The sequence below is a fragment of the Pseudomonas haemolytica genome, assembly GCF_009659625.1.
In the GTDB taxonomy this organism is placed as follows: Bacteria; Pseudomonadota; Gammaproteobacteria; order Pseudomonadales; family Pseudomonadaceae; genus Aquipseudomonas; species Aquipseudomonas haemolytica.
In genome coordinates, this window is sequence record NZ_VOIW01000003.1 from 384066 (window position 1) to 406272 (window position 22207).

20 protein-coding genes are annotated in these 22207 nt (G+C 59.4%); 9 read left to right on the forward strand and 11 right to left on the reverse strand.

Annotated elements, in window-relative coordinates:
- Positions 1–383: 383 nt before the first annotated feature.
- The 4 genes from FRT59_RS12160 to FRT59_RS12175 are packed head-to-tail and all read right to left on the reverse strand — an operon-like array spanning position 384 to position 3223.
- Complete coding sequence (locus tag FRT59_RS12160) at positions 384–1121, reverse strand: amino acid ABC transporter ATP-binding protein (RefSeq protein ID WP_034116352.1); 738 nt, start codon at positions 1119–1121, stop codon at positions 384–386.
- Positions 1108–1758 (reverse strand): amino acid ABC transporter permease, encoded by a 651-nt coding sequence (locus FRT59_RS12165; RefSeq protein WP_153871313.1) that lies wholly within the window; start codon positions 1756–1758, stop codon positions 1108–1110. Before FRT59_RS12165 ends, FRT59_RS12160 begins: the two co-directional genes overlap by 14 nt.
- Positions 1755–2423, reverse strand: a complete 669-nt coding sequence (locus FRT59_RS12170) for an amino acid ABC transporter permease (RefSeq protein WP_153871314.1) — start codon at positions 2421–2423, stop codon at positions 1755–1757. Before FRT59_RS12170 ends, FRT59_RS12165 begins: the two co-directional genes overlap by 4 nt.
- A gap of 14 nt (positions 2424–2437) precedes the next feature.
- The gene (locus FRT59_RS12175) at positions 2438–3223 is read right to left on the reverse strand and encodes a transporter substrate-binding domain-containing protein (protein ID WP_034116349.1); all 786 of its coding nucleotides are present in this window, start codon (positions 3221–3223) and stop codon (positions 2438–2440) included.
- A 255-nt stretch (positions 3224–3478) separates the two neighbouring features.
- Between FRT59_RS12175 and FRT59_RS12180 the strand changes: the two genes are divergently transcribed.
- From FRT59_RS12180 to FRT59_RS12205, 6 genes are all read left to right on the forward strand, one after another.
- Complete coding sequence (locus FRT59_RS12180) at positions 3479–4165, forward strand: FadR/GntR family transcriptional regulator (protein ID WP_034116348.1); 687 nt, start codon at positions 3479–3481, stop codon at positions 4163–4165.
- A gap of 118 nt (positions 4166–4283) precedes the next feature.
- Positions 4284–4613 carry a thioredoxin TrxA gene (trxA, locus tag FRT59_RS12185; protein WP_003213989.1) on the forward strand — a complete coding sequence of 110 codons (330 nt, stop codon included), beginning with the start codon at positions 4284–4286 and terminating at the stop codon, positions 4611–4613.
- Between the two features lie 234 nt (positions 4614–4847).
- Complete coding sequence (rho, locus tag FRT59_RS12190; RefSeq protein WP_003176825.1) at positions 4848–6107, forward strand: transcription termination factor Rho; 1260 nt, start codon at positions 4848–4850, stop codon at positions 6105–6107.
- A 156-nt stretch (positions 6108–6263) separates the two neighbouring features.
- Complete coding sequence (locus FRT59_RS12195; RefSeq protein ID WP_153837389.1) at positions 6264–8246, forward strand: acyltransferase family protein; 1983 nt, start codon at positions 6264–6266, stop codon at positions 8244–8246.
- A gap of 59 nt (positions 8247–8305) precedes the next feature.
- A complete protein-coding gene (ubiD, locus tag FRT59_RS12200; RefSeq protein ID WP_153871315.1) occupies positions 8306–9772 on the forward strand; it encodes a 4-hydroxy-3-polyprenylbenzoate decarboxylase in 1467 nt (488 codons plus the stop codon).
- A complete protein-coding gene (locus tag FRT59_RS12205; RefSeq protein ID WP_153871316.1) occupies positions 9772–10740 on the forward strand; it encodes a CDP-6-deoxy-delta-3,4-glucoseen reductase in 969 nt (322 codons plus the stop codon). The genes ubiD and FRT59_RS12205 overlap by 1 nt, the downstream gene beginning before the upstream one ends.
- Before the next feature lie 52 nt (positions 10741–10792).
- Here the strand turns inward: FRT59_RS12205 and FRT59_RS12210 are convergent, their stop codons facing one another.
- On the reverse strand, positions 10793–11275 hold the full coding sequence (locus FRT59_RS12210; RefSeq protein ID WP_153871317.1) for a sn-glycerol-3-phosphate transporter: 483 nt from the start codon (positions 11273–11275) through the stop codon (positions 10793–10795).
- Between the two features lie 380 nt (positions 11276–11655).
- Here FRT59_RS12210 and FRT59_RS12215 point away from each other — a divergent pair, with 380 nt between their 5' ends.
- Together FRT59_RS12215 and FRT59_RS12220 are read left to right on the forward strand one after the other, a co-directional pair.
- Complete coding sequence (locus FRT59_RS12215; protein WP_153871318.1) at positions 11656–12861, forward strand: RNA-guided endonuclease InsQ/TnpB family protein; 1206 nt, start codon at positions 11656–11658, stop codon at positions 12859–12861.
- 116 nt (positions 12862–12977) lie between these two features.
- Positions 12978–13631: a gamma-glutamylcyclotransferase gene (locus tag FRT59_RS12220; RefSeq protein WP_034116342.1), complete on the forward strand. Its 654-nt coding sequence runs from the start codon at positions 12978–12980 to the stop codon at positions 13629–13631.
- On the opposite strand, the gene glpT is transcribed toward FRT59_RS12220, so the two are convergent.
- Both glpT and FRT59_RS12230 read right to left on the reverse strand, forming a co-directional pair.
- The gene (gene glpT, locus FRT59_RS12225; RefSeq protein WP_153837392.1) at positions 13628–14965 is read right to left on the reverse strand and encodes a glycerol-3-phosphate transporter; all 1338 of its coding nucleotides are present in this window, start codon (positions 14963–14965) and stop codon (positions 13628–13630) included. The genes FRT59_RS12220 and glpT overlap by 4 nt on opposite strands.
- Positions 14966–15190: 225 nt before the next feature.
- On the reverse strand, positions 15191–16168 hold the full coding sequence (locus FRT59_RS12230) for an NADPH:quinone oxidoreductase family protein (RefSeq protein ID WP_034116340.1): 978 nt from the start codon (positions 16166–16168) through the stop codon (positions 15191–15193).
- A 150-nt stretch (positions 16169–16318) separates the two neighbouring features.
- On the opposite strand from FRT59_RS12230, the gene FRT59_RS12235 reads away from it, so the two are divergent.
- Positions 16319–16726, forward strand: a complete 408-nt coding sequence (locus tag FRT59_RS12235) for a flagellar basal body-associated protein FliL (RefSeq protein WP_034116339.1) — start codon at positions 16319–16321, stop codon at positions 16724–16726.
- A gap of 56 nt (positions 16727–16782) precedes the next feature.
- Here the strand turns inward: FRT59_RS12235 and FRT59_RS26990 are convergent, their stop codons facing one another.
- From FRT59_RS26990 to FRT59_RS12250, 4 genes are all read right to left on the reverse strand, one after another.
- Positions 16783–17199 carry a hypothetical protein gene (locus FRT59_RS26990; protein WP_167524271.1) on the reverse strand — a complete coding sequence of 139 codons (417 nt, stop codon included), beginning with the start codon at positions 17197–17199 and terminating at the stop codon, positions 16783–16785.
- Between the two features lie 187 nt (positions 17200–17386).
- Positions 17387–18505, reverse strand: coding sequence for an ABC transporter permease (locus FRT59_RS12240; RefSeq protein WP_153871319.1), 1119 nt, complete (start codon positions 18503–18505; stop codon positions 17387–17389).
- Entirely contained in the window at positions 18505–21222 is a 2718-nt protein-coding gene (gene rbbA / locus FRT59_RS12245) for a ribosome-associated ATPase/putative transporter RbbA (RefSeq protein ID WP_153871320.1), read from the reverse strand. The genes FRT59_RS12240 and rbbA overlap by 1 nt, the downstream gene beginning before the upstream one ends.
- Positions 21219–22184: an HlyD family secretion protein gene (locus tag FRT59_RS12250; RefSeq protein WP_153837395.1), complete on the reverse strand. Its 966-nt coding sequence runs from the start codon at positions 22182–22184 to the stop codon at positions 21219–21221. The genes rbbA and FRT59_RS12250 overlap by 4 nt, the downstream gene beginning before the upstream one ends.
- Between the last annotated feature and the right edge of the window lie 23 nt (positions 22185–22207).

Below are 22207 nucleotides of genomic sequence, written 5' to 3' on the forward strand. Positions count from 1 at the left end.
CTTGGGTCATCGCACGCTCAGGCTGACCGTGGACTGCGCCGATGAGACACCGATGGCGATACGCTTCACGGGGGTACCTGCGGGAACCAGGGGGTTTCGGTTTGGGCGCGACGGGCACTTCATCCTGAATCTTCAGCAGGCCCAAGTGGACGGACGGGACGTGGAGTTACGTTCACTGTACCGGCCTGATGAGTCCGCAAAGGGTCGCCTGTTGCCAGGCGTGGTGCTTTGCACGCAAGCCGGCGGCGCTCCAGTATCGGGGCGTCGCTTGACTGCCTTGGTCAGTATCGACACTTATCTGCCAGCGAGCGGGCTGGCCGTAGGCAACGAAACCTCGCTGGAGGGGCGGGGAAGTGTTGAGAGGGTTCCCTGCGCCTGAAAGATCAGGCGGGCGGCTCCACCGAACCAATGAAATTGGCGAGCTCAGGTGTTCTCGGGTTGGCAAACAATACCTTGGGGTCGCCGGTTTCATGCACTTTACCCTGATGCATGAACACCAGTTTGTCGCCGACTTCCCTGGCAAAGCGCATTTCGTGGGTCACCATGATCAGGGTCATGCCGTCCTGGGCCAGTTGGCGCACCACACTGAGCACTTCATTGACCAACTCCGGGTCCAGGGCCGACGTAATCTCATCGCACAACAGCACCTTGGGTGACATGGCCAACGCCCGAGCAATCGCCACCCGTTGCTGCTGGCCACCGGATAAACGATCGGGGAAGGCGTCGAACTTCTCACCCAGCCCGACCCGTTCGAGCATCTGCCTTGCCAGTTGTGCCGCCTTGGCCTTGGGCACTTTCTGCACCACTTGGGGCGCCAACATCACGTTTTCACCGACGGTCAGGTGTGGGAACAGGTTGAACTGCTGGAACACCATGCCGACTTTTTGCCGCAGGCTGCGCAGGTCGGCGCGGGCGGCGTCGAGGTATTCGCCATCGACTTCAATCACGCCATCGTTGATCGACTCCAGGCCATTGAGGGTGCGCAGCAGGGTGGACTTGCCCGAGCCGCTGCGGCCGATGATCGCCACCACCTGGCCTTCATCCACCGTCAGGTCGATGCCCTTGAGGACGTGGTGATCGCCGTAATACTTATGCAGGGCAGAAATTCTAAGCAGAGGCATGCAGTCTCCTTTCCAGGTAGCGCGCACTGAGGGACAAGGGGTAGCAGAGCAGGAAATAACCAAGGGCCACTAGGCCGTAGACCATGAATGGCTCGAAGGTGGCGTTGGCGAGCATGCCGCCGGTCTTGGTCAGTTCGGTGAAGCCGATGATCGAGGTCACGGCGGTGCCTTTGACCACCTGCACCGAGAAACCCACCGTTGGCGCGACCGCAATGCGCAGCGCCTGGGGCAGGATCACATAACGCAGTTGCTCAAGCGGGTTAAGGGCCAGGCTGGCCGAGGCTTCCCATTGCCCGTTGGCAATGGAATCTACGCAGCCGCGCCAGATTTCAGCCAGGTAAGCGCTGGTAAACAGGGTCAAGGCAATCGCCGCTGCCAGCCAGGGCGATATATCCACGCCGAGCAGGGCAACGCCGAAAAACACCAGAAACAGCTGCATCAGCAACGGTGTGCCCTGGAACAGTTCGATATAGGTGCGGGCAACAGCACGCGGGAAAGCTTTGCGGCTGATGCGCATCGTCATCACCAACAAGCCGATCAGGCCGCCGCCCACAAACGCCACCAAGGACAGCAGCAGCGTCCATTGCAGGCCGGTGAACAGGTTGCGCACGATATCCCAGAATGAAAAATCACTCATCGGCTGTTCCTCATCACAAACCGTCGGCCGATCCAGTTGAGCAACTGGCGAATCATCAGCGCCATGCACAGGTACACCAGGGTGGTCAGCGCATAGGTTTCAAACGCACGGAAATTACGCGACTGGATAAAGTTAGCGGCAAAGCTCAGCTCTTCGGTGGCAATCTGCGAACACACCGCCGAACCGAGCATCACGATGATGATCTGGCTGCTCAGGGCCGGCCACACCTTGCCCAGCGCCGGTAGCAGAACCACATGGCGGAACGCTTCGAAGCGCGTCATCGCCAGCGCTGCAGCCGCCTCTAGTTGCCCGCGCGGGATAGCCTGTACACCGGCGCGGAGGATCTCGGTTGAATAAGCCCCCAGATTTATCACCATCGCCAGCACGGCGGCTTGCCACTCGGTGATCTTCAGCCCCAGGGACGGCAGGCCAAAGAAGATGAAGAACAACTGCACCAGGAACGGCGTGTTGCGGATCAACTCGACATACACACCAAAGATCCGCGCAAACGGCTGGATCTTCCACGCTCGTACCACGGCGCCGAGGGTGCCCAGCGCAACCCCGAGGATGGCGCCGATGGCCGTCAGCTCAAGGGTGAACAGCGCGCCGCGCAACAGCAGGTCGGTATTGGCCAGCACTGGCACAAAGTCGAATTGATAGGCCATCAATCAGCTCCGCTTCAGAGATCAGCAGGCAGCGGTTCTTTGAGCCACTGCATTGCGTTCTTTTCCAGGCTACCGTCAGCCTTGGCGGTGACGAGGATCTGGTTGACCTTCTCCAGCAACGCCGGCTCGTTCTTGTTCACGCCCACGTACACGGGCGAATCCTTGAGCTTTACCTTCAGCGCCGGTACGCGTTTGGGGTTGCGTTCGCTGATTGCGACCATGACTACGTTGCCGCTGGCGATCAGGTCGACCTGGCCGGCCAGGTAGGCGGCGATGGTTGAGTTGTTGTCTTCAAAGCGCTTGATCGTGGCTTCCTTGGGCGCCACCGCAGTCAGCTCGATATCCTCGATGGCGCCACGGGTCACACTGATGGTCTTGCCCTTCAGGTCGTCGGTGCTGGCGATGGCGGCATCAGGCGGACCGAACACGGCCAGGTAAAACGGCGCGTAGGCTTTGGAGAAGTCGATGACCTTTTCGCGCTCGGCGTTCTTGCCCAGGCTGGAAATCACCAGGTCGACCTTGCCGGTGGTGAGGAATGGAATGCGGTTGGTGCTGTTGACCGGGGTCAGCTCCAGCTTGACCTTGAGTTGCTCGGCCAGCAGCTTCGCGGTATCGATGTCCAGGCCGCGGGGCTGCATGTCGGGGCCGACCGAGCCGAACGGCGGGAAGTCCTGGGGCACGGCGACCTTGAGGGTGCCGCGCGCGACAATATCGTCCAGACCGTTAGCCTGGGCGGGCGCGTGGCCCAGCATCAGGCTGGCAAACAGGGCAGTGAGCAGGGCGCTGTAGCGCTTGGTCATGGCGACTCTCCGAAAAGGCTGAGGGGATTTTCTGGATTTGCTCAGTGCACAGCCCATGCCATTACCGATCGAATCGCCTGTGAGGCCGGAGTTTGCGGCGCCGTGGTGGTCTTACTGGTCTGAACAGTGGTCACGTTTTCTGCACTCTTTTCGAGCGCCGATAAAACTGCACGAGCCCCTTTGGGGCGTGGCTTGCAGCCAGTTGTGAATAGCTTTACAACTAGCCGCACATCGACCGGGAACCCTGAGCTTTTTATGAATTCCATCGCCCAAGCCGTACCGGAAACGGCTCTCCAGGCCATCCGCAAACTGATCAAGGAGCAAGGCTTCGCGGCGGGTGATGCATTGCCGTCCCAGCGCGACCTGGCGGTGCAATTGGGAGTCAGTCGGGCGTCGCTTCGCGAGGCGTTGTCGTCCCTGAGTGCCTTGGGCGTGGTCAGCGTGCAGCCGGGTAAGGGTGTGTTCGTGCAGCAAGTGCAAGAGGCGCCGGGGTTCGCCTGGCCCTTCGCGGCGCAGGTCTCTGCGCTGGAGATCTTCCAACTGCGGTACGCATTGGAGGGCTTCGCGGCGGGGTTGGCAGCGGTGACATTGACCATCGATGAGCTGGACTGTCTGGAAGACAATGTCGAAGCCATGCGCACAGTGCTCAAGGCGGGGGACTTCGGAGCGGCCGCCCGGCTGGACTTCGAATTTCACCAACGCATTCTGCTGGCCAGCGGCAACCAGGCAATGGTGAGCATCCTCAGTGCCCGCGCCGAAGTATTTCTGGAAAGCCAGAAACTACCGTTCATCCGGCCGGAGCGGGCGATGGAAACCTGGCAGGAGCATCGCAAAATCCTGCGCGCCCTGGCCCGGCGTACCCGCACGGCGGCACAGAAAAGCATGCAGGAACACGTACGCAATGCGGCGTTACGCACGGGCATAGCGTTCGTGACGCCCTGAGTTGTATACCCAAACTCATGCGACGCCATAGCAAGACTCAATCAGACGCGGCTTCCTGAACGGGGTAAGGGCGGCTATGATGGGCCACGTTTTTTTTGCTTACATTCCGGAGACATCCATGAGCAACGATCTTATCAAGCACGTCACCGACGCGACCTTTGAGGCCGAAGTACTCAAGGCTCAAGGCCCGGTGCTGGTTGACTACTGGGCTGAATGGTGCGGCCCTTGCAAAATGATCGCTCCGGTCCTGGACGACATTGCAACCACCTACGAAGGCAAGTTGACCATTGCCAAACTGAACATCGACGACAACCAGGAAACTCCGGCCAAGCATGGCGTGCGCGGTATTCCTACGCTGATGCTGTTCAAGAACGGCAACGTCGAAGCCACTAAGGTAGGCGCGCTGTCGAAGTCCCAGCTGCAAGCTTTCCTCGACGCGAACATCTAAGCGTCATCGAAAAAGCCCCGCAAATAGCGGGGCTTTTTCGTTAAGCAGGGCTAGACGCTCAGAAATTCAGGTGGTACATTCGGCCCCGCACTGGTTTCTCCACTGCCCCCTGCAAGCCGTCGCCGACGCATTCCTTTTCGATTAGTACGCGATCCTGTCGCCTTCTCTGCGGCGCGGCCTCATTAAGCCAAAAGCTTAATTTCCCCCCTCCATAAATGATTACGTCATTCCTATATGAATCTGACTGAACTCAAGCAAAAGCCGATTACCGACCTGCTCCAATTGGCCGAAGAAATGGGCATAGAAAATATGGCCCGTTCGCGCAAGCAGGACGTGATTTTCTCCCTGCTCAAGAAGCACGCGAAAAGCGGCGAGGAAATCTCCGGTGATGGCGTGCTGGAGATTCTCCAGGACGGCTTCGGCTTCCTCCGCTCTGCAGACGCTTCCTATCTTGCCGGCCCGGACGATATCTACGTCTCGCCGAGCCAGATCCGTCGCTTCAACTTGCGCACCGGCGATACCATCGTTGGCAAGATCCGTCCCCCGAAGGAAGGCGAGCGTTATTTCGCCCTGCTCAAGGTCGACACGATCAACTTCGATCGTCCCGAGAACGCGAAAAACAAGATTCTCTTCGAGAACCTGACGCCGCTGTTCCCGACTGTGCGCATGAAGATGGAAGCAGGTAACGGTTCCACCGAAGACCTGACCGGTCGTGTGATCGATCTGTGCGCCCCGATCGGCAAGGGCCAGCGTGGCCTGATCGTCGCACCGCCGAAAGCCGGTAAAACGATCATGCTGCAGAACATTGCAGCGAACATCGCGCGTAACAACCCTGAAGTTCATCTGATCGTGCTGTTGATCGATGAGCGTCCGGAAGAAGTAACCGAAATGCAGCGCACCGTGCGCGGCGAAGTGGTTGCCTCGACGTTCGATGAGCCGCCAACCCGCCACGTGCAGGTTGCCGAAATGGTGATCGAGAAGGCCAAGCGCCTGGTCGAACACAAGAAGGATGTGGTGATCCTGCTCGACTCCATCACGCGTCTGGCGCGTGCCTATAACACCGTGATCCCAAGCTCCGGCAAGGTGCTGACCGGTGGTGTCGATGCTCACGCCCTGGAGAAACCGAAGCGTTTCTTCGGTGCGGCTCGGAACATCGAAGAAGGCGGCTCGCTGACCATTATCGCCACTGCGCTGGTTGAAACCGGTTCGAAGATGGACGAAGTGATCTACGAAGAGTTCAAGGGTACCGGCAATATGGAACTGCCCCTGGACCGTCGCATCGCTGAAAAACGCGTGTTCCCTGCGATCAACATCAACCGTTCCGGCACTCGCCGCGAAGAGTTGCTGACCGCAGACGACGAACTGCAGCGCATGTGGATTCTGCGCAAGCTGCTGCACCCGATGGACGAAGTGGCTGCCATCGAGTTCCTGATCGACAAGCTGAAAACTACCAAGACCAACGACGAGTTCTTCCTGTCGATGAAACGCAAGTAATACGGCGTTTCAGGTCCAAAAAAATGGCGCCCCGCAAGGGGCGCCATTTTTTTTGCGTCGAGATTCGTACGTATTTGTGGCATAAGTATCCGATTAGTAACAAAAATTGACGCGTGACTACGCTCATCCTTTTCGTCACAGACTGACCACATTCTTATGACCACTCTTGCTTACCGCAGAGACATTGATGGCCTGCGTGCCATTGCTGTCCTCGCAGTCGTATTATTTCATTTTGGCGTTCCTGGCATTACTGGCGGTTTTGTTGGCGTTGATGTGTTTTTCGTCATCTCCGGCTTCTTGATTACGTCAATTATCTGGCGTGAGCGTCAGGCTGGACGCTTCAGTTTCATCGACTTCTGGGCTCGCCGGGCTCGGCGTATCTTGCCCGCACTGTTTGTGATGATCGCGGCGACGCTGGCTGTGGGCTGGTTTCTGTTGGCGCCCAAGGACTATGAGGAACTGGGGCGCTCGGCGCACTATCAGGTGACTTTTACCTCCAACCTGTTGTTCTCACGCCAGCACGGCTACTTCGATGTGTCTTCTGACATCAAGCCCTTGCTGCATACGTGGTCACTGGCGGTGGAAGAGCAGTTCTATATATTCTTCCCCCTGCTGCTGACGTTGCTTTCAAGCCGCTTGAAGCACTGGCGCCTGGCGCTGTTCGCGGTGTTGCTGGGCTCTTTCGGCATGAGTGTCTGGGCGGTGCAGCACGAGCCGCAAAAAGCCTTCTTCCTGTTGCACCTGCGGGCTTGGGAATTGTTGGCCGGTGCGATGCTGGCCGTTTTGCCCAAGCGTGAGTGGCGCGCTTCGCCCGCCCTGGCACAAGGAGTCAGCCTGGCCTCCATGGCGTTGATCCTGATCGCAGTAGTAGGTTACGACGCGACGACCCCCTTTCCCGGTGCGACTGCGCTACTGCCAGTACTCGGTGTCGTCGGGTTGATCTGGGCCAACGGGCAACAACACACCTGGGTTGGGCGCCTGTTGAGTACGCGGGTAATGGTGGGTATCGGACTGATTTCCTATTCCTGGTACCTGTGGCATTGGCCGGTGTTCGTGTACGCCAACTATGCTGCGGTGGATGGCTTGAGCGCACTGGAACTGGCCGGGCTGATGCTGCTTTCGCTGGTTCTGGGCTACCTGTCCTGGCGCTTTGTGGAAACGCCGTTCCGGGAAAAACGCTTGCTGGCCGGGCGCAAGGCGATTCTGGCTGCAGCCGTGGTCGGTATATTGGGGCTTGGCTTTACTGGCCTGGCGATACGCGAATCCGATGGCGTGCCTTCGCGCTTGTCCGAACAGGCGTTGCGTTTCGCCCAGGCGAAGAAGTGGAGCCCGGAATTGATGGCGTGCATGGCCGACAAAGACACGCCGGATGAGCGACTGTTCTGCCATTTCGGCCCGAAAAGCCAGTCCGTCTCAGCGCTGATATGGGGCGACAGTCATGCCACTGCGCTGATTCCGGCGCTCAAAGATGGCGCCGACCGCCACAATATCAGCTTGGTCGAAGCCAGTTTTGCCGGCTGTATTCCGCTGGATGGCCTGGAAAATATTGCCCGGTGTGCGCATTTCAACCATCGCGTCGAGAAAGCCATGGCCGAGCAGACGTTCAGCGACGTGGTCTTGGCGGCCCGTTGGAGCCTGTATGTGTATGGGCAAATGTCGGGTGACAAGGAGCATGCGCTCAAGGATCCCGGCACCGGCAAGTACGTGCGTGCCATCGCCGAACAACGCTTTGCCCAAGGCCTGCGCGAACGCATCCAAAGCTTGCGTGCTGCGGGGCATCGGGTCTGGTTGGTCAAGGAAGTGCCATTGCAGGAAATCATCGTGCCTTACCGTCTCAGCCGCCTGGCAATGATGAACCGGCCGGTGGACGGTGAAGGGCTCCCCGTGTCCGAGCATGTGAAGCGCCAGGCGTTTATCACGCAATTGTTTGACGAACTGACGGTTGCTGACAGTGGCGTGATGGTGCTGGATCCTGCGCCTCAACTGTGTGGCGCTGATGGCTTGTGCCGCGTGGAACTGAATGGTCGCGCTCTTTATACCGATGATAACCACTTGTCAGACGTGGGGGCGCGACACATCGAGGCGTTCCTGGAGCCGTTGTTCAGTTCGCTGCAATCGCGAGGGTTGACGGCCAATTAAGCTGTCAGTCAGCCTCAGAGCAGGTAGGATGTACGCCTATTTTACGGGTGGCATGGTTAATGAAATTCAAGGATCTTCGGGATTTCGTGCAGCAACTTGAGCAGCGCGGAGAGTTGAAACGTATCCAGATGCCGATTTCTCCGGTACTGGAGATGACTGAGATTTGTGACCGCACCTTGCGCAACAAGGGCCCGGCGCTGCTGTTCGAGAACCCGACCGGCTTTGATATTCCGGTGCTGGGCAACCTGTTTGGCACCCCTGAGCGCGTGGCCTTTGGCATGGGCGCCGAGTCGGTCAGCGAGCTGCGCGAAATCGGCAAGCTGCTGGCTTTTCTCAAGGAACCCGAGCCGCCCAAGGGCTTGAAGGACGCCTGGTCGAAGCTGCCGATCTTCCGCAAGATCATTGCCATGGCCCCCAAGGTGGTCAAGGACGCGGTGTGCCAGGAAGTGATCATCGAAGGCGATGATGTCGACCTGGCCATGCTCCCGGTACAGACCTGCTGGCCCGGCGACGTTGGCCCGCTGATCACTTGGGGCCTGACCGTCACCAAGGGCCCGAACAAAGACCGCCAGAACCTCGGCATCTACCGCCAGCAAGTGATTGGCCGCAACAAGGTGATCATGCGCTGGCTGAGCCACCGTGGCGGCGCCCTCGACTTCCGTGAGTGGTGCGAGAAGCATCCCGGCAAGCCGTTCCCGGTTTCCGTGGCCCTGGGTGCAGACCCGGCGACTATTCTCGGCGCCGTCACCCCCGTGCCCGACAGCCTGTCCGAATACGCCTTCGCCGGCCTGCTGCGCGGTAACCGCACCGAACTGGTCAAATGCCGCGGCAACGATCTGCAAGTACCGGCCACCGCTGAAATCATTCTCGAAGGCGTGATTCATCCAGGCGAGATGGCCGACGAAGGCCCTTACGGCGACCACACCGGCTACTACAACGAAGTCGACAGCTTCCCGGTGTTCACCGTCGAGCGCATCACCCATCGGGTCAAGCCGATCTACCACAGTACCTACACTGGCCGTCCACCGGATGAGCCGGCCATCCTGGGCGTGGCGCTCAACGAAGTGTTCGTGCCGATCCTGCAAAAGCAGTTCCCGGAAATCACCGACTTCTACCTGCCGCCCGAAGGTTGCTCGTACCGCATGGCCATCGTGACCATGAAGAAGTCGTACCCAGGGCATGCCAAGCGGGTCATGCTGGGTGTGTGGTCGTTTTTGCGACAGTTCATGTACACCAAGTTCGTTATCGTCACCGACGACGACATCAATGCCCGGGATTGGAACGACGTGATCTGGGCCATCACCACGCGCATGGACCCCAAGCGCGATACGGTGATGATCGATAACACGCCAATCGACTACCTCGACTTTGCGTCGCCGGTGTCGGGCCTGGGCTCGAAAATGGGCCTGGATGCCACCCACAAGTGGCCGGGTGAGACTACCCGCGAGTGGGGCAGGGTGATCGTCAAGGATGAAGCCGTAACGGCGCGTGTCGATGCGATCTGGAAAGAATTGGGAATAGATTGATGCGTGTAACCCTGCAACCTTCCGGTGCTGTGCTGGAGCTGCTCCCTGGCGAGCGAATCCTCGACGGCGCACGCCGCCTGGGCTATGAGTGCCCCCAAGCCTGTCGCAATGGCGTGTGCCATGTCTGTGCGGCGTTGCTGGTGGAGGGCCGGGTAAGGCAAACCGGTGAGGTGCGTGATCATGGTGAGTTCTACACCTGCATCGCCGAGCCGTTGGAGGACTGCATTGTGTTGTGGGATGGGGTACTGGCGCCGGGAGAACTACCGTTGCGCAAACTGTCGTGTCAATTGATCGAATGTGTGGAAGTCGGTGGCGATGTGTGGCGTGTGCGCCTGCGCGCCCCGGCCGGCAAGGCGCTGCGTTACCACGCCGGGCAATACCTCATGATCGAGCGGGAGAATGGCGAGAAATCGGCGTTTTCCCTGGCCTCGGCACCCCACGCCGGGCGTGAATTGGAGTTGCATGTACTGGCGCGGGAAGACAGCGCACGCAGCCTGATCGAGCAATTGCAGCGCAACCAGATGGCCCGCGTCGAATTGCCGTTTGGCGACACGCACTTGGCTGAATTGCCCGATGGGCCGCTGGTGCTGATGGCCGCCGGCACCGGCATGGCGCAAATGCACAGCTTGATCGAGCATTGCCGCGCTTCGGGCTTCAAGCACCCGGTACACCTGTACTGGGGCGTGCGCCTGCCAGAAGACTTCTACGCGATCGATCACTGGGATCAATGGCTGCAATTACCCAACCTGTACCTGCACAAAGTGGTCAGCGACTTGTGTGGTTGGGAAGGGCGTTGCGGTTTGCTGCATGAGGCGGTGTGCGAAGACATTGCCGATCTCAATACCGTGCATGTCTACGCCAGCGGTTCACCGGCAATGATCTACGGCACCCTGGACGCCCTGGTCAACGCCGGCATGGATGCACACCGCATGCGCGCCGATGTGTTTGCCTACGCCCCACGGCCCTGAGCAGAGCAAAAAAACACTATTAAATGCCGCTCCCACCTTGGACTGTGCACGCTCAGAATCGTAACCCGGTCGTCACCATCGCCGCATTGAACCCCAGCAACACCAACTCCGCCGCCACCGGCCCGTAATGCGTGCCCACCGACGGAATGATCACCGGCGCCACGCCGAATCGGTTCAACGGGATCTTGTCGCGGTACTCGCCGCGATAGCCCTGAAGCAGCCCGCCGGTCAACTTCGCGTACACCGGGTAGTCCGCCATGTCATAGCGCTTGCCCACATAGGCGTAGTACGAGCGCTGGCGGAACGAGTTGCGAAAGGTCACACCGCCATACACCAGGCCCGACGCCTCATTGCGTTCCAGGCCGATCAAGTCTTGCTTGTTGTTGTGCTCCGGGTCGGGTGCGAAGTGCCGGGTGTAGACGCTGGTCTGGGCGTACCAGAAGCCTTTGTCATCATTGGCAGGTGGGGTTTCGGCAGCCAGTGCGGTGGTGGCCTGGGCCAGGAAAAACAGACCAGGCAAGCGGAATTTTTTCATGAAGCGACCTCGATAGGCGATGTGATTAACGGCTAAGTGGGTCGTGATGTGCACGCTATTTTGACGGTTTGGTGCGCGCACAGGCTGAACCGCGGCTGAAAGTACCGGGATTACCTGCTCGGATCCTGACGAAAGGGTGGTCGCCCTTATGCTTTTGCTTATTCTTTTAAGGTATTTATTCTCTTCAATAGATATCTTTAAGCTATATATCAACGGACTACCGACTTCATCGACAGTAACCAATCACTGACCGCCACCGCCCGCCAGCCGGATCGTTCGTACGAACTCAGAGCTCTGAAGTTCTGATTTTTGATGCCAAGGGGAGCGTTTTCACGCCTAACATCATTGTCATTAATCATGGTCCAACCTATATTCGAGCGATGAAACGACTCCAAGCCTTTAAGTTCGAACTGATGCCAGATGGCGGCCAGGAGCGGCAAATGCGCCGTTTTGCGGGTTCGTGTCGGTTCGTTTTCAACAAGGCACTGGCGTTGCAGAAAAAGCGCTACGAACAGGGCGAGAAGAAACTCGGCTATGCCGGTGTATGCAAGCAATTGGTTGAATGGAAAGATCATCCAGAAACCAATTGGCTGTCTGAGACGCCATCTCAGGCGCTTCAGCAGACACTCAAAGATTTGGAACGCAGCTACGCTAATTTTTTTGCCAAACGAGCTGAGTTTCCGCGCTTTAAAAAGAAATGGAAATCTGACAGTTTTCGTTACCCACAAGGGATGAAGATCGACGAAACCAACAATCGTATTTTCCTGCCCAAGCTGGGCTGGATACGCTACCGCAACAGCCGCGATATTCTGGGCAAGGCAAAGAACATCACCATTAGCCAGTCTTGCGGCAAATGGTACGCGAGTATCCAGACGGAGCGCGAGGTAGAACAGTCATTCCCACAAGGCGATGCCGTGGGTATCGACTTGGGCATCACCCGATTCGCCACGCTCTCAGACGGTACGTTCTTCAAACCGCTCAACAGCTTCAGGCAGCATGAAAGCCGCCTGCGAAAAGCGCAGCAGGTGATGAGCCATAAGGTTAAATTCAGCAACAACTGGAAGAGGGCAAGAGCCCGCGTCCAGCGTATTCACAGCCATATCGGTAACGCTCGCCGCGACTACCTGCACAAAACCACATCCAGCATCAGCAAAAACCACGCGATGGTGTGTGTCGAGGACTTGCAGGTTAGGAATATGTCCAAGTCATCGGCAGGCGACAGCGAGCAGGCCGGCAAGAATGTTCGGGCCAAGTCCGGCCTGAACAAATCTATCCTCGACCAAGGTTGGTTCGAGTTTCGGCGGCAACTGGACTACAAGTTGGCGTGGAAGGGTGGATACCTCGTTGCGGTCCCGCCGCACTACACAAGCCAGACCTGCCCATGCTGTGCTCATGTCTGCAAGGACAACCGGCAGACGCAGGCTCAGTTCCTATGTGTCGAGTGTGGTTTCAAAGAAAACGCCGATGTGGTCGGCGCGATCAATGTGTTAAGGGCGGGATACGCCCGGTTCGCCTGTGAAGTGAACGGTGCTGTCAGGCCGTCAGCAGCAGGAACCCACCGAGGTGAGTCAGCTCTAACAGGCTGAACACGGTAGGAATCCCCTTCCTTTCCAGCTTGCCTGTCTAGGCTCTGGGTAGCAGGCCGAGAGGTGGGGAAGGATGTCAAAACTGGTAACACACAGGAGGCGCACCGCTTTTCGCCATGACCGCCATTGAAACCGATCTTTTGCAGTTGGCTTACCCTCCGCGGCTCGATCTTGGGCCGCAACTCACTCACGAACAATTGATGAGCTCGATGCAGGCCACCATGGCCCGGCATAAGGGTGGGCCGGTGTGGCTGTTTGCCTATGGTTCGCTGATCTGGCGTCCTGAGTGTTCGTCGACCGAACGGGTGCGTGCACGGGTCCACGGTTATCACCGCGGCCTGTATTTGTGGTCCCACGAGCATCGGGGCACGCCGGAATTACCGGGGTTGGTGTTCGGGCTGGATCGCGGTGGTTCCTGCAGCGGGTTTGCCTACCGCTTGCCGGAAGACCAGTTGGAGGCCTCGCTGTACGCCCTGTGGCAGCGCGAGATGCCTTACCCCTCTTACCGGCCACACTGGCTCAGCTGCCGATTGGAAGATGGCAGTAGCGTGCAGGCGTTGGGGTTTGTATTGGAGCGGCACTTGCCCAGCTATGCTGGCAACTTGCCAGATATCGTGCTTAATCATGTGCTGCAAAGCGCTTGCGGGCGTTACGGCACCACTCGCGATTATGTCGAGCAGACCGTGAACGCCCTGCGTAGCCACGCCATGCCAGATAAAAACCTGGAGGCGCGGCTCAAGCGTTGTGCCAAGGATTGCCCAGGCGGTTAACGCGCCGAGCTGACGCTGTTGGTGTGCCACAGCGTGGGGATCAGGAACGCGATCGCCAGTACACAGGCACCAATCAGCAACACGAAACCACCGTCCCAGCCGAAATGGTCAACCGTGTAGCCCATGGCCGCACTGGCTGCCACCGAACCACCCAGGTAGCCGAACAAACCGGTGAAGCCCGCAGCGGTGCCGGCGGCTTTCTTTGGTGCCAGTTCCAGCGCCTGCAGGCCGATCAGCATCACCGGGCCGTAGATCAGAAAGCCGATGGAGACCAGCGCGATCATGTCGATCATCGGGTTGCCCGGCGGGTTGAGCCAGTAAACCAGGGTCGCCACGGTGACCAGGGCCATGAACACGATACCGGTCAGGCCACGGTTGCCACGGAAGATCTTGTCCGACATCCAGCCACACAGCAGCGTGCCCGGGATACCTGCCCACTCGTAGAAGAAATACGCCCAGGACGACTTGTCGACCGTGAAGTGCTTGGCTTCCTTCAAGTAGGTCGGCGCCCAGTCCAGAACGCCATAGCGCAACAGGTAGACGAACACGTTGGCAAAGGCGATGTACCACAGCATTTTGTTACGCAGCACGTACTTGACGAAGATTTCCTTGGCGCTGAATTCGTCTTCGTGGCTGGCGTCGTAGCCTTCCGGGTAGTCGTTCTTGTACTGCTCGATCGGCGGCAGGCCCACCGACTGCGGGGTGTCGCGCATGGTGATGAAGGCAAACGCCGCCACCGCCAGGGCCACCGTGGCCGGCACATAGAACGCGGCGTGCCAGTCGTTGAACCAGGCCATGCCCAGCAGGAACAGCGGGCCGATCAGGCCGCCGCCGACGTTGTGCGCTACGTTCCACACCGACACCACACCGCCGCGCTCTTTCTGCGACCACCAGTGCACCATGGTCCGCCCACTCGGCGGCCAACCCATGCCCTGGGCCCAGCCGTTGATGAACAGCAAAATGAACATCATGGTCACGCTGGACGTTGCCCAAGGTGCGAAACCGAAAATGAACATCACCCCGGCGGAAACCAGCAAGCCGAAGGGCAGGAAGTAGCGTGGGTTGGAGCGGTCGGACACCAGGCCCATGAGGAACTTGGACAAGCCGTAGGCAATCGCAATCGCCGACATCGCCAGGCCCAGTTCACCGCGGGTGTAACCCTCGTCGATCAGGTAGGGCATGGCCAGGGAGAAGTTTTTGCGCAGCAGGTAGTAGCCGGCGTAACCGAAGAAAATACCGGCGAAGATCTGCCAGCGCAGCCGTCGGTAGGTACTGTCTATTTTTTCTTCAGGCAGGGGCGCCTGGTGTGCGGCAGGGCGAAAGAAAGCAAACATTCAAGAGCTCCAAATTTCTTGTTTTGACTGCGGATGCGAATGTTACAGTTTCGTTACCGAAAATAGCATCGCCTCTTATCTGCAAACACAGGAAATGGGAGCAATTGCATGTTCTTTTACGAACATGTCGCTTATAGATAAGTGTGGGTCGTGATCAATTTTGATTTGCCGGTGAACCAAATGTGGGAGCGGGCTTGCTCCCACACTAACCGCATTTCAGATCAACTAGCGGGTTTGGACGACGACCTTGCCCACCGCCTTGCGCTGCCCAAGATCGTTGATCGCCTGGGCGGCTTGTTCCAGCGGATACACCTGCGACACCAGCGGCTTGAGCTTGCCTTCACCGTACCAACTGAACAATTGCTGAAAATTCGCCGCATTATCCTGCGGCTGGCGCTGGGCAAACGAGCCCCAGAACACCCCGACCACCGCCGCGCCCTTGAGCAATGCCAGGTTCACTGGCAGTTCAGGAATGCGCCCGCTGGCAAACCCCACCACCAGCAGCCGGCCGTTCCAGGCGATGGCGCGGACGGCCTGGTCAAACAAATCGCCGCCCACCGGGTCGTAGATCACATCGGCGCCGTTGCCGTCGGTCAGGCGCTTGATCTCGTCCTTGAGGCTGGCTTCGCTGTAGTTGATCAACTCATCGGCGCCGGCCGCCTTGGCCACCGCGAGTTTGTCGGCGCTGCTGGCGGCGGCGATCACCCGGGCGCCCATGGCCTTGCCGATTTCCACGGCGGCCAGGCCTACGCCACCGGAAGCGCCGAGCACCAGCAGGGTTTCGCCGGGTTGCAGGTTGGCCCGCTGTTTAAGCGCGTGCATCGAGGTGCCGTAAGTCATGCTGAAGGCGGCGGCGGTGTTGAAGTCCATGCTTGGCGGGATCGGCAGCACGTTATAGCCGGGCACCGCGACCTGCTCGGCAAAGCTGCCCCAGCCGGTCAACGCCATCACCCGGTCACCGACTTTCAAGTGGCTGACGTTCTCACCCACTTCACTGACCACGCCCGCCGCTTCGCCACCGGGTGAGAACGGAAAAGGCGGCTTGAACTGGTACTTGCCCTCGATGATCAGGGTATCCGGAAAATTCACCCCGGCGGCGTGCACGTCCAGCAGGATCTCGTTCTTCTTGATCGCAGGGCTGGTGATCTCTTCCAGCACCAGGGTTTCGGCGGGGCCGAAGGCTTTGCACAGCACAGCTTTCATCGGACTATTCCTTTTGGCGTCATGGCCGATAAGTGTAGGAGGGTACGCCCGCGGGTCAACGAGCATGCCCGGGCCTGATAAGCCGCCATAAGCTTGTGCTCAGCCTTGCTAGCGTTATGCTACCGGGCAACCGAATTCGAGGAATGAACTGTGAAAGCGTGGATCCTGTTGATGCTGGCCCTGACGTTGCCGATGGCAGCCCAGGCCGAAGAGGCCAAGGAAGGCGAGGCGCCGAAGGTCAGCTATATCAGCCTGACGCCACCGTTTGTGGGCAACTACGGCCTGGATGGCACGGCGAAGCTCAAGGTATACAAGGCCGACATCGCCCTGCGCGTGACCGGCCCTGAAGCGGCTGCTGCGGTCAAAGCCAACGACCCGTTGATTCGCAACCAACTGGTGGCGCTGTTTACCCAGCAGACCAATGAGGCCATGAGCAGTGTTGAAGGCAAGGAAAAACTGCGCCAGGAAGCCCTGAAGCAAACCCAGCAAGTAATGAACGATGAGACTGGCAAGCCGGTGGTTGAGGATTTGTTGTTCAATAACTTGATTATTCAATAAGTGCAGAGTTACCACGCCTGCGGCTGGTTTGTCGGCCGCAGGCAGGTCGGTATTATTTAAATAATGGGTAGATTTACAGTTTTTCGGACAGTTGCACTCGGGCCACCCGGCATAGCCTGGAATATGAAATCAAAAAAATAAGATCGCGAAGTTGTTTGAAGACTTGAGTCCCATTTCTCCCATTGGTTGATAATTGTTGGGTTTACAGATAGGGGAGATAAGTTAGGTGCTGTGATACTAAATTTCGAATCTTGCGGTTTATAAGACGTTTTGAGGTAGTAGCTTAGGGTTCTAACTAAAATTATCGACGAGCCCGAACCAGTAAGAGAATACTCGAACTCTATATAGCCATGGAATCCCCATGGTGCGTACGCGCCATCTATTATCTTGGTCGTCGCCTTGGTGGTTGGAGCGCTTACAGTTTCGGCAGGGAGTTCGATGTAGATTTCTTTGGATTCTGGTGTGTTCGCCATGATGAAGCTCCGTTAAGTGCATGGACATGCAAAAGTTGCTATGGCTTTGAGTTTTCCAGAGCAAATTTTTATATCGTCAGTAGAGTTCTTTAGAGCGGAATTTACTACTGTCATAAATAACAGTTGTTTAGGTTATATAGCTATAAGGAAGCTCGTTTTGGTGTTTTTGGCGCTAACAATTCAAGCGTCAAGACAACAACGTCTTCCTGAATCTCGCCAACGCCACCGCAAAAAACACCAAGCCAATCCCCGCCAACGCCAGCAAGTCCGGCCACACCACGCTCAGCCCCGCATCCCTGAATAGAATCGCCGCGCTCAAACTCACAAAGTGCGTCGACGGCGAGCCCTGCATCACCCACTGCAACCACTCGGGCATGCTGTCCAGCGGCGTACTGCCACCCGAGAGCAATAGCATCGGGATGATCACCGGGATCGCCAGCAGGCCGAACTGCGGCGTCGAGCGGGCGAGGGTGGCGAGGAAGATGCCCAGTGCGGTACTCGCAAACAGATACAGCGCCGTCACCAGCAGGAACAGGCTCAGCGACCCGGCCAACGGCACGCCGAGCAAGCCTTTGACCACCAACTCCAGGGACAGCCACGTACACAACACCACCACCAGCATATTGCTCCAGATTTTCGCCAGCATGATTTCCAGCGCGGTCAGGGGCAGCACCAGCAGGTGGTCGAGGGTGCCGTGTTCGCGTTCGCGCAGCAGGGCGGTGCCAGTCAGCACGATGGCGAGGATGGTGATGTTGTTGACGATCTGGATCACTGCCAGAAACCAGCCACCTTCCAGGTTGGTATTGAACAGCGCCCGAGTGGTCAGCAGGGCCGGGGCTTTGCTGGCTACGTCGGCCTGGCCGCTGTAGGTCAGCAGCTCCCGCTGAAAAATCCGGCCGATGTAACCCGCGCCCATAAATGCCTGGCTCATCGCCGTGGCGTCGACGTTCACCTGCACGCCCGGCTGGCGCCCGGCCAACAGGTCGGCCTGGAAATTCACCGGTACATTGATGACGAAGGTGTACTGGCCGCTGTCCATGACCTTGTCCAACTGGTCGTAGGCCAATGGCGCCGGCGCCTGGAATTCTGGTGGTTGCAGGGCCTCGGCCATCTGCCGCGAGAGCGCGCTGTGATCTTCATCGACAAAGGCCACGCTGGCGTTGTGCACGCCAATCACCGAGCCCGCGGCGGGCATATAGATCGCCACGGTGAAGGCGTAGAACAGAAATAGCAGCAACACGCTGTCGTGGCGCAGGCTGGTGAGTTCCTTGATCCCCAGCCGCAGGATATGGGCGAGCTTGTGCATCAGGCCTCCTGCTTCTTGAGCATCACCAGGCTGAGCCCGGTGAACCCGACGAAAAACCCGAACAAGGCCAGGCACTGCGGCCACAACTGGCGAAGGTCCAGGGCTTTGGTGAAAGTGCCCACCGCAATATCCAGAAAGTGCCCGGCCGGAAACAGCATGCCCATCAGCGCCGCCGCACCCTCCAGGGACGAACGCGGCACGATCAGCCCGGAAAATTGGATGGTTGGCAGGCTGGTGATGATCATGGTGCCGAGGATCGCCGCGATCTGGGTGCGGGTGAACGCCGAGATCAACAGGCCCATGCTCGTGGTGGCCAGCACGTACAACAGGCCACCGAAAGCCAGGGTCAAGCCGCTGCCTTTGAAGGGTACACCGAACAACCAGCGGTTCATCGCCACCAGCAGCGCCAGGTTGACCAGGCTGACGGCCAGGTAGGGCGCTTGTTTGCCCAGCAGGAACTCCAGACGCGTCAGCGGCGTGGCGTAGAAGTTGGTGATCGACCCCAGCTCTTTTTCCCGCACGATGCCGAGCGCGGTGAGCATGGCCGGAATGAACGCCAGGATCAGCGCCATCACGCCCGGGCCGATGGCATTCACGCTGACCACGTCCTGGTTGTAGCGAAAGCGCGTTTCAAGCTTGGCGGCGGCCCGGTTGTTCAGGGGCTGGCTGCTCAGTTCGGCGAGCTGCGCAAGGTTGCCCTGGTGCACCGCCTCCACATAGTTGCGGCTGGTTTCCGCACGAAACGGCATGCCGCCGTCGAGCCAGGCCGCGACGCTGGGCTGGCGGCCGGCGTAGAGGTCACGGCCGAAGCCCGGCGGGATCTCCAGGGCCAGTTTGATTTCCGAGCGTTGCAGGCGCTTGTGCAGTTCGTTGGCGTCGCGGATGGGCGCTTGCTCGGCGAAATAACGCGAACTGCGGAACGCCTCCAGGTAGGCGCGGCTTTGCGGGGTCTGGTCCTGGTCGTAGACGGCGAAGGCGAGGTTTTCCACGTCCAGGGAAATACCGTAGCCGAAGATCACCATCATGAACATTGCCCCGAGCAGGGCGAAGGCCATGCGCACTTTATCGCGCAGCAGTTCCTTGCCTTCGCGGCTGGCCACGGCCAACAGCCGGGCCAGGCTGAAGCCACGTTTGCTCACGGGCGGCGCGTGGGTTTCGTTGGCGGTTGCACGGGGTGCGGCGGGTTCGGGTTCACCCTGGGCCTGCTCCAGGCAGGTGACGAAAGCCGCCTCCAAGGTATCGCCGTGGAACTGCCGTTGCAGCGCCTCGGGCGTGTCGCAGGCCAGTACCTTGCCCGCATGCATCAAGGAGATACGGTCGCAGCGCTGGGCTTCGTTCATAAAGTGGGTGGACAAGAAGATGGTCACGCCCTGTTCCCGCGAGAGCTCGACCAGCAGCCGCCAGAAATCATCCCGTGCCGCCGGGTCGACGCCCGAGGTGGGCTCATCGAGGATCAGCACTTCCGGGCGATGCAGCACCGCGACGGCCAGGGACAAACGCTGGCGCAGGCCAAGGGGCAGCTCGCCGGAGGGCTGCTCGGCCACTTCACCGAGGTCGAAGCGCTTTATCAGTTCATCAATGCGCGGGCCACTGTCGACCTTTGGCAAGTCGAACAGTTGCGCATGCAGCACCAGGTTCTGGCGCACGCTCAGCTCGCCATACAGCGAGAAACTTTGCGACATGAAGCCCACGCGCTTGCGGGTCGCCAGGTCCTTGGCGTCCACCGGCTTGCCCAGCAGGATTGCACTGCCTTCGGTGGCCGGCATCAGCCCGGTCAGGACTTTCATGGTGGTGGTCTTGCCGCAGCCGTTGGAGCCGAGGAAGCCGAAGATCTCGCCGCGGCCAATGGCAAAGCTGACGTTGTTCACCGCCGTGAAGTCGCCAAAACGCAGGGTCAGGTCGTGGGCCTGGATGGCGATATCGGTGTTGCCGTTTGTGCGCGGTGGAATCACCAGTGGCTGGTTGTCGTGGGCGCTGTCGCCCTGGAAGTGGGTGAAGGCTTCATCCAGCTTGCCGCTGGGCGTGATCGTCGCCAGTTCGCGGCTCAACCCGTCGGCGATCAACCTGCCACGGTCAAGCATCAGGCAATGTTCGAACTGCTCGGCCTCTTCCATATAGGCAGTGGCTACCAGCAGCGTCAGTTGCGGGCGCTCGCCGCGTACGCTGTCTACCAGCTCCCAGAAACGCCGGCGTGACAGCGGGTCGACGCCGGTGGTGGGCTCGTCGAGGATCAACAGGTCTGGGTCATGGATCAGCGCGCAGCACAGGCCGAGCTTCTGCTTCATGCCACCGGACAGCTTGCCCGCCGGGCGCTCGGCAAAGCGTGCGAGGTCCGTGGCGAGCAGCAGGTTGTGCATGCGCTGGTCGCAATCGGCTTTCGACAGGCCGAACAAGGTGGCGAAGAAACGGATGTTCTCGCTGATGGACAGCTCGGGGTACAGGTTGCCACCCAGGCCCTGGGGCATAAAGGCGATGCGCGGGTACAGGCTGTTGCGGTGACGGCGGTCTTCGATGGAGCCGCCGAGCACCTGCAACTGGCCTTCTTGCAGTTTTTTAACCCCGGCGATCAACCCCAACAGGCTCGACTTGCCCGCGCCATCCGGGCCGATCAACCCGCAGCGGGTGCCGGCTGGCAGGCTGAAGGCAATGTCGACCAGCGCCTGTTGCTTGCCGTAGCGATGGTTGATCCCCGTGGCGTGCAGCGCCAGGCCGCTCATTGCAGGTTGGCCGGCCAGTCGATATCAGCTGTGCGAACGTAGCCCGCGCCGGGCATGCCCGGTTTGGCTTGTGGCACCGCGCTGGGTTGGGTCAGGCGCAATTTGACGCGGAACACCAGCTTCTGGCGTTCGTCGCGGGTTTCCACTTCCTTGGGGGTGAACTGGGATTTGTCCGCGACAAAACTGATTTTGGCCGGCAACGCTTGCTGGGGCAGGGCGTCGAGCAGGATGCGCGCTTCACTGCCGACAGTCAGGCGACCGGTGACGGAGGCGGGCAGGTAGAGGTTCATGTATTGGTCATTGGGATCAATCAGCAGCAACACGCGACCCCCTGCGCCGAGCACTTCACCGGGCTCGGCCAGGCGCAATTGGATGATGCCGTCGATGGGCGCACGCAGGCTGCTGTCATCAATTTCGCTGGTGAGTTGGGCCACTTGGGCCTGGGCCGCACCGATCGCGGCCTTCACCGCGTTGACCTGGGCTTGTGCGGCGATCACCGCGGCGTTGCCGGTGTTCTGGCGTGCCTGCTGCTGGTCGATCAACTGGCTGCTGGCGAAGCCGCGCCGGTACAGCTCCTGGGTACGCTTGAGTTCCTGGCTGGCCAGCAGTTGCTCGCTTTGGCGCAACTGCACGTTGGCTTCGGCGGAGGCGAAGTTTTCCTTGGCGCGTAACACCTCGGCTTCGGCCTGGGCGCGCTGGGCTTCCAGGGTGCGGGTGTCCATGCGCGCCAGCAGTTGGCCCTTGAGCACTTTGTCGCCTTCATCCACGCGCACTTCGGCCAGGCGGCCGGGGATCTTGGCGGCGATCTGCACTTCGGTGGATTCCAGGCGCCCGTTGCCCATGCTCAAGCCTTCGGGCAGGCGGTCCTGGGTCGAGCGCCAGTAACCAAAGGCCCCGGCCCCCAGCAACAGGGCGATCAGGGCAATAGCGAAAAGACGGGAGGTGTGGTGGTTCGTAGACATGGCTGCATCCTGCGGCGTTAGCG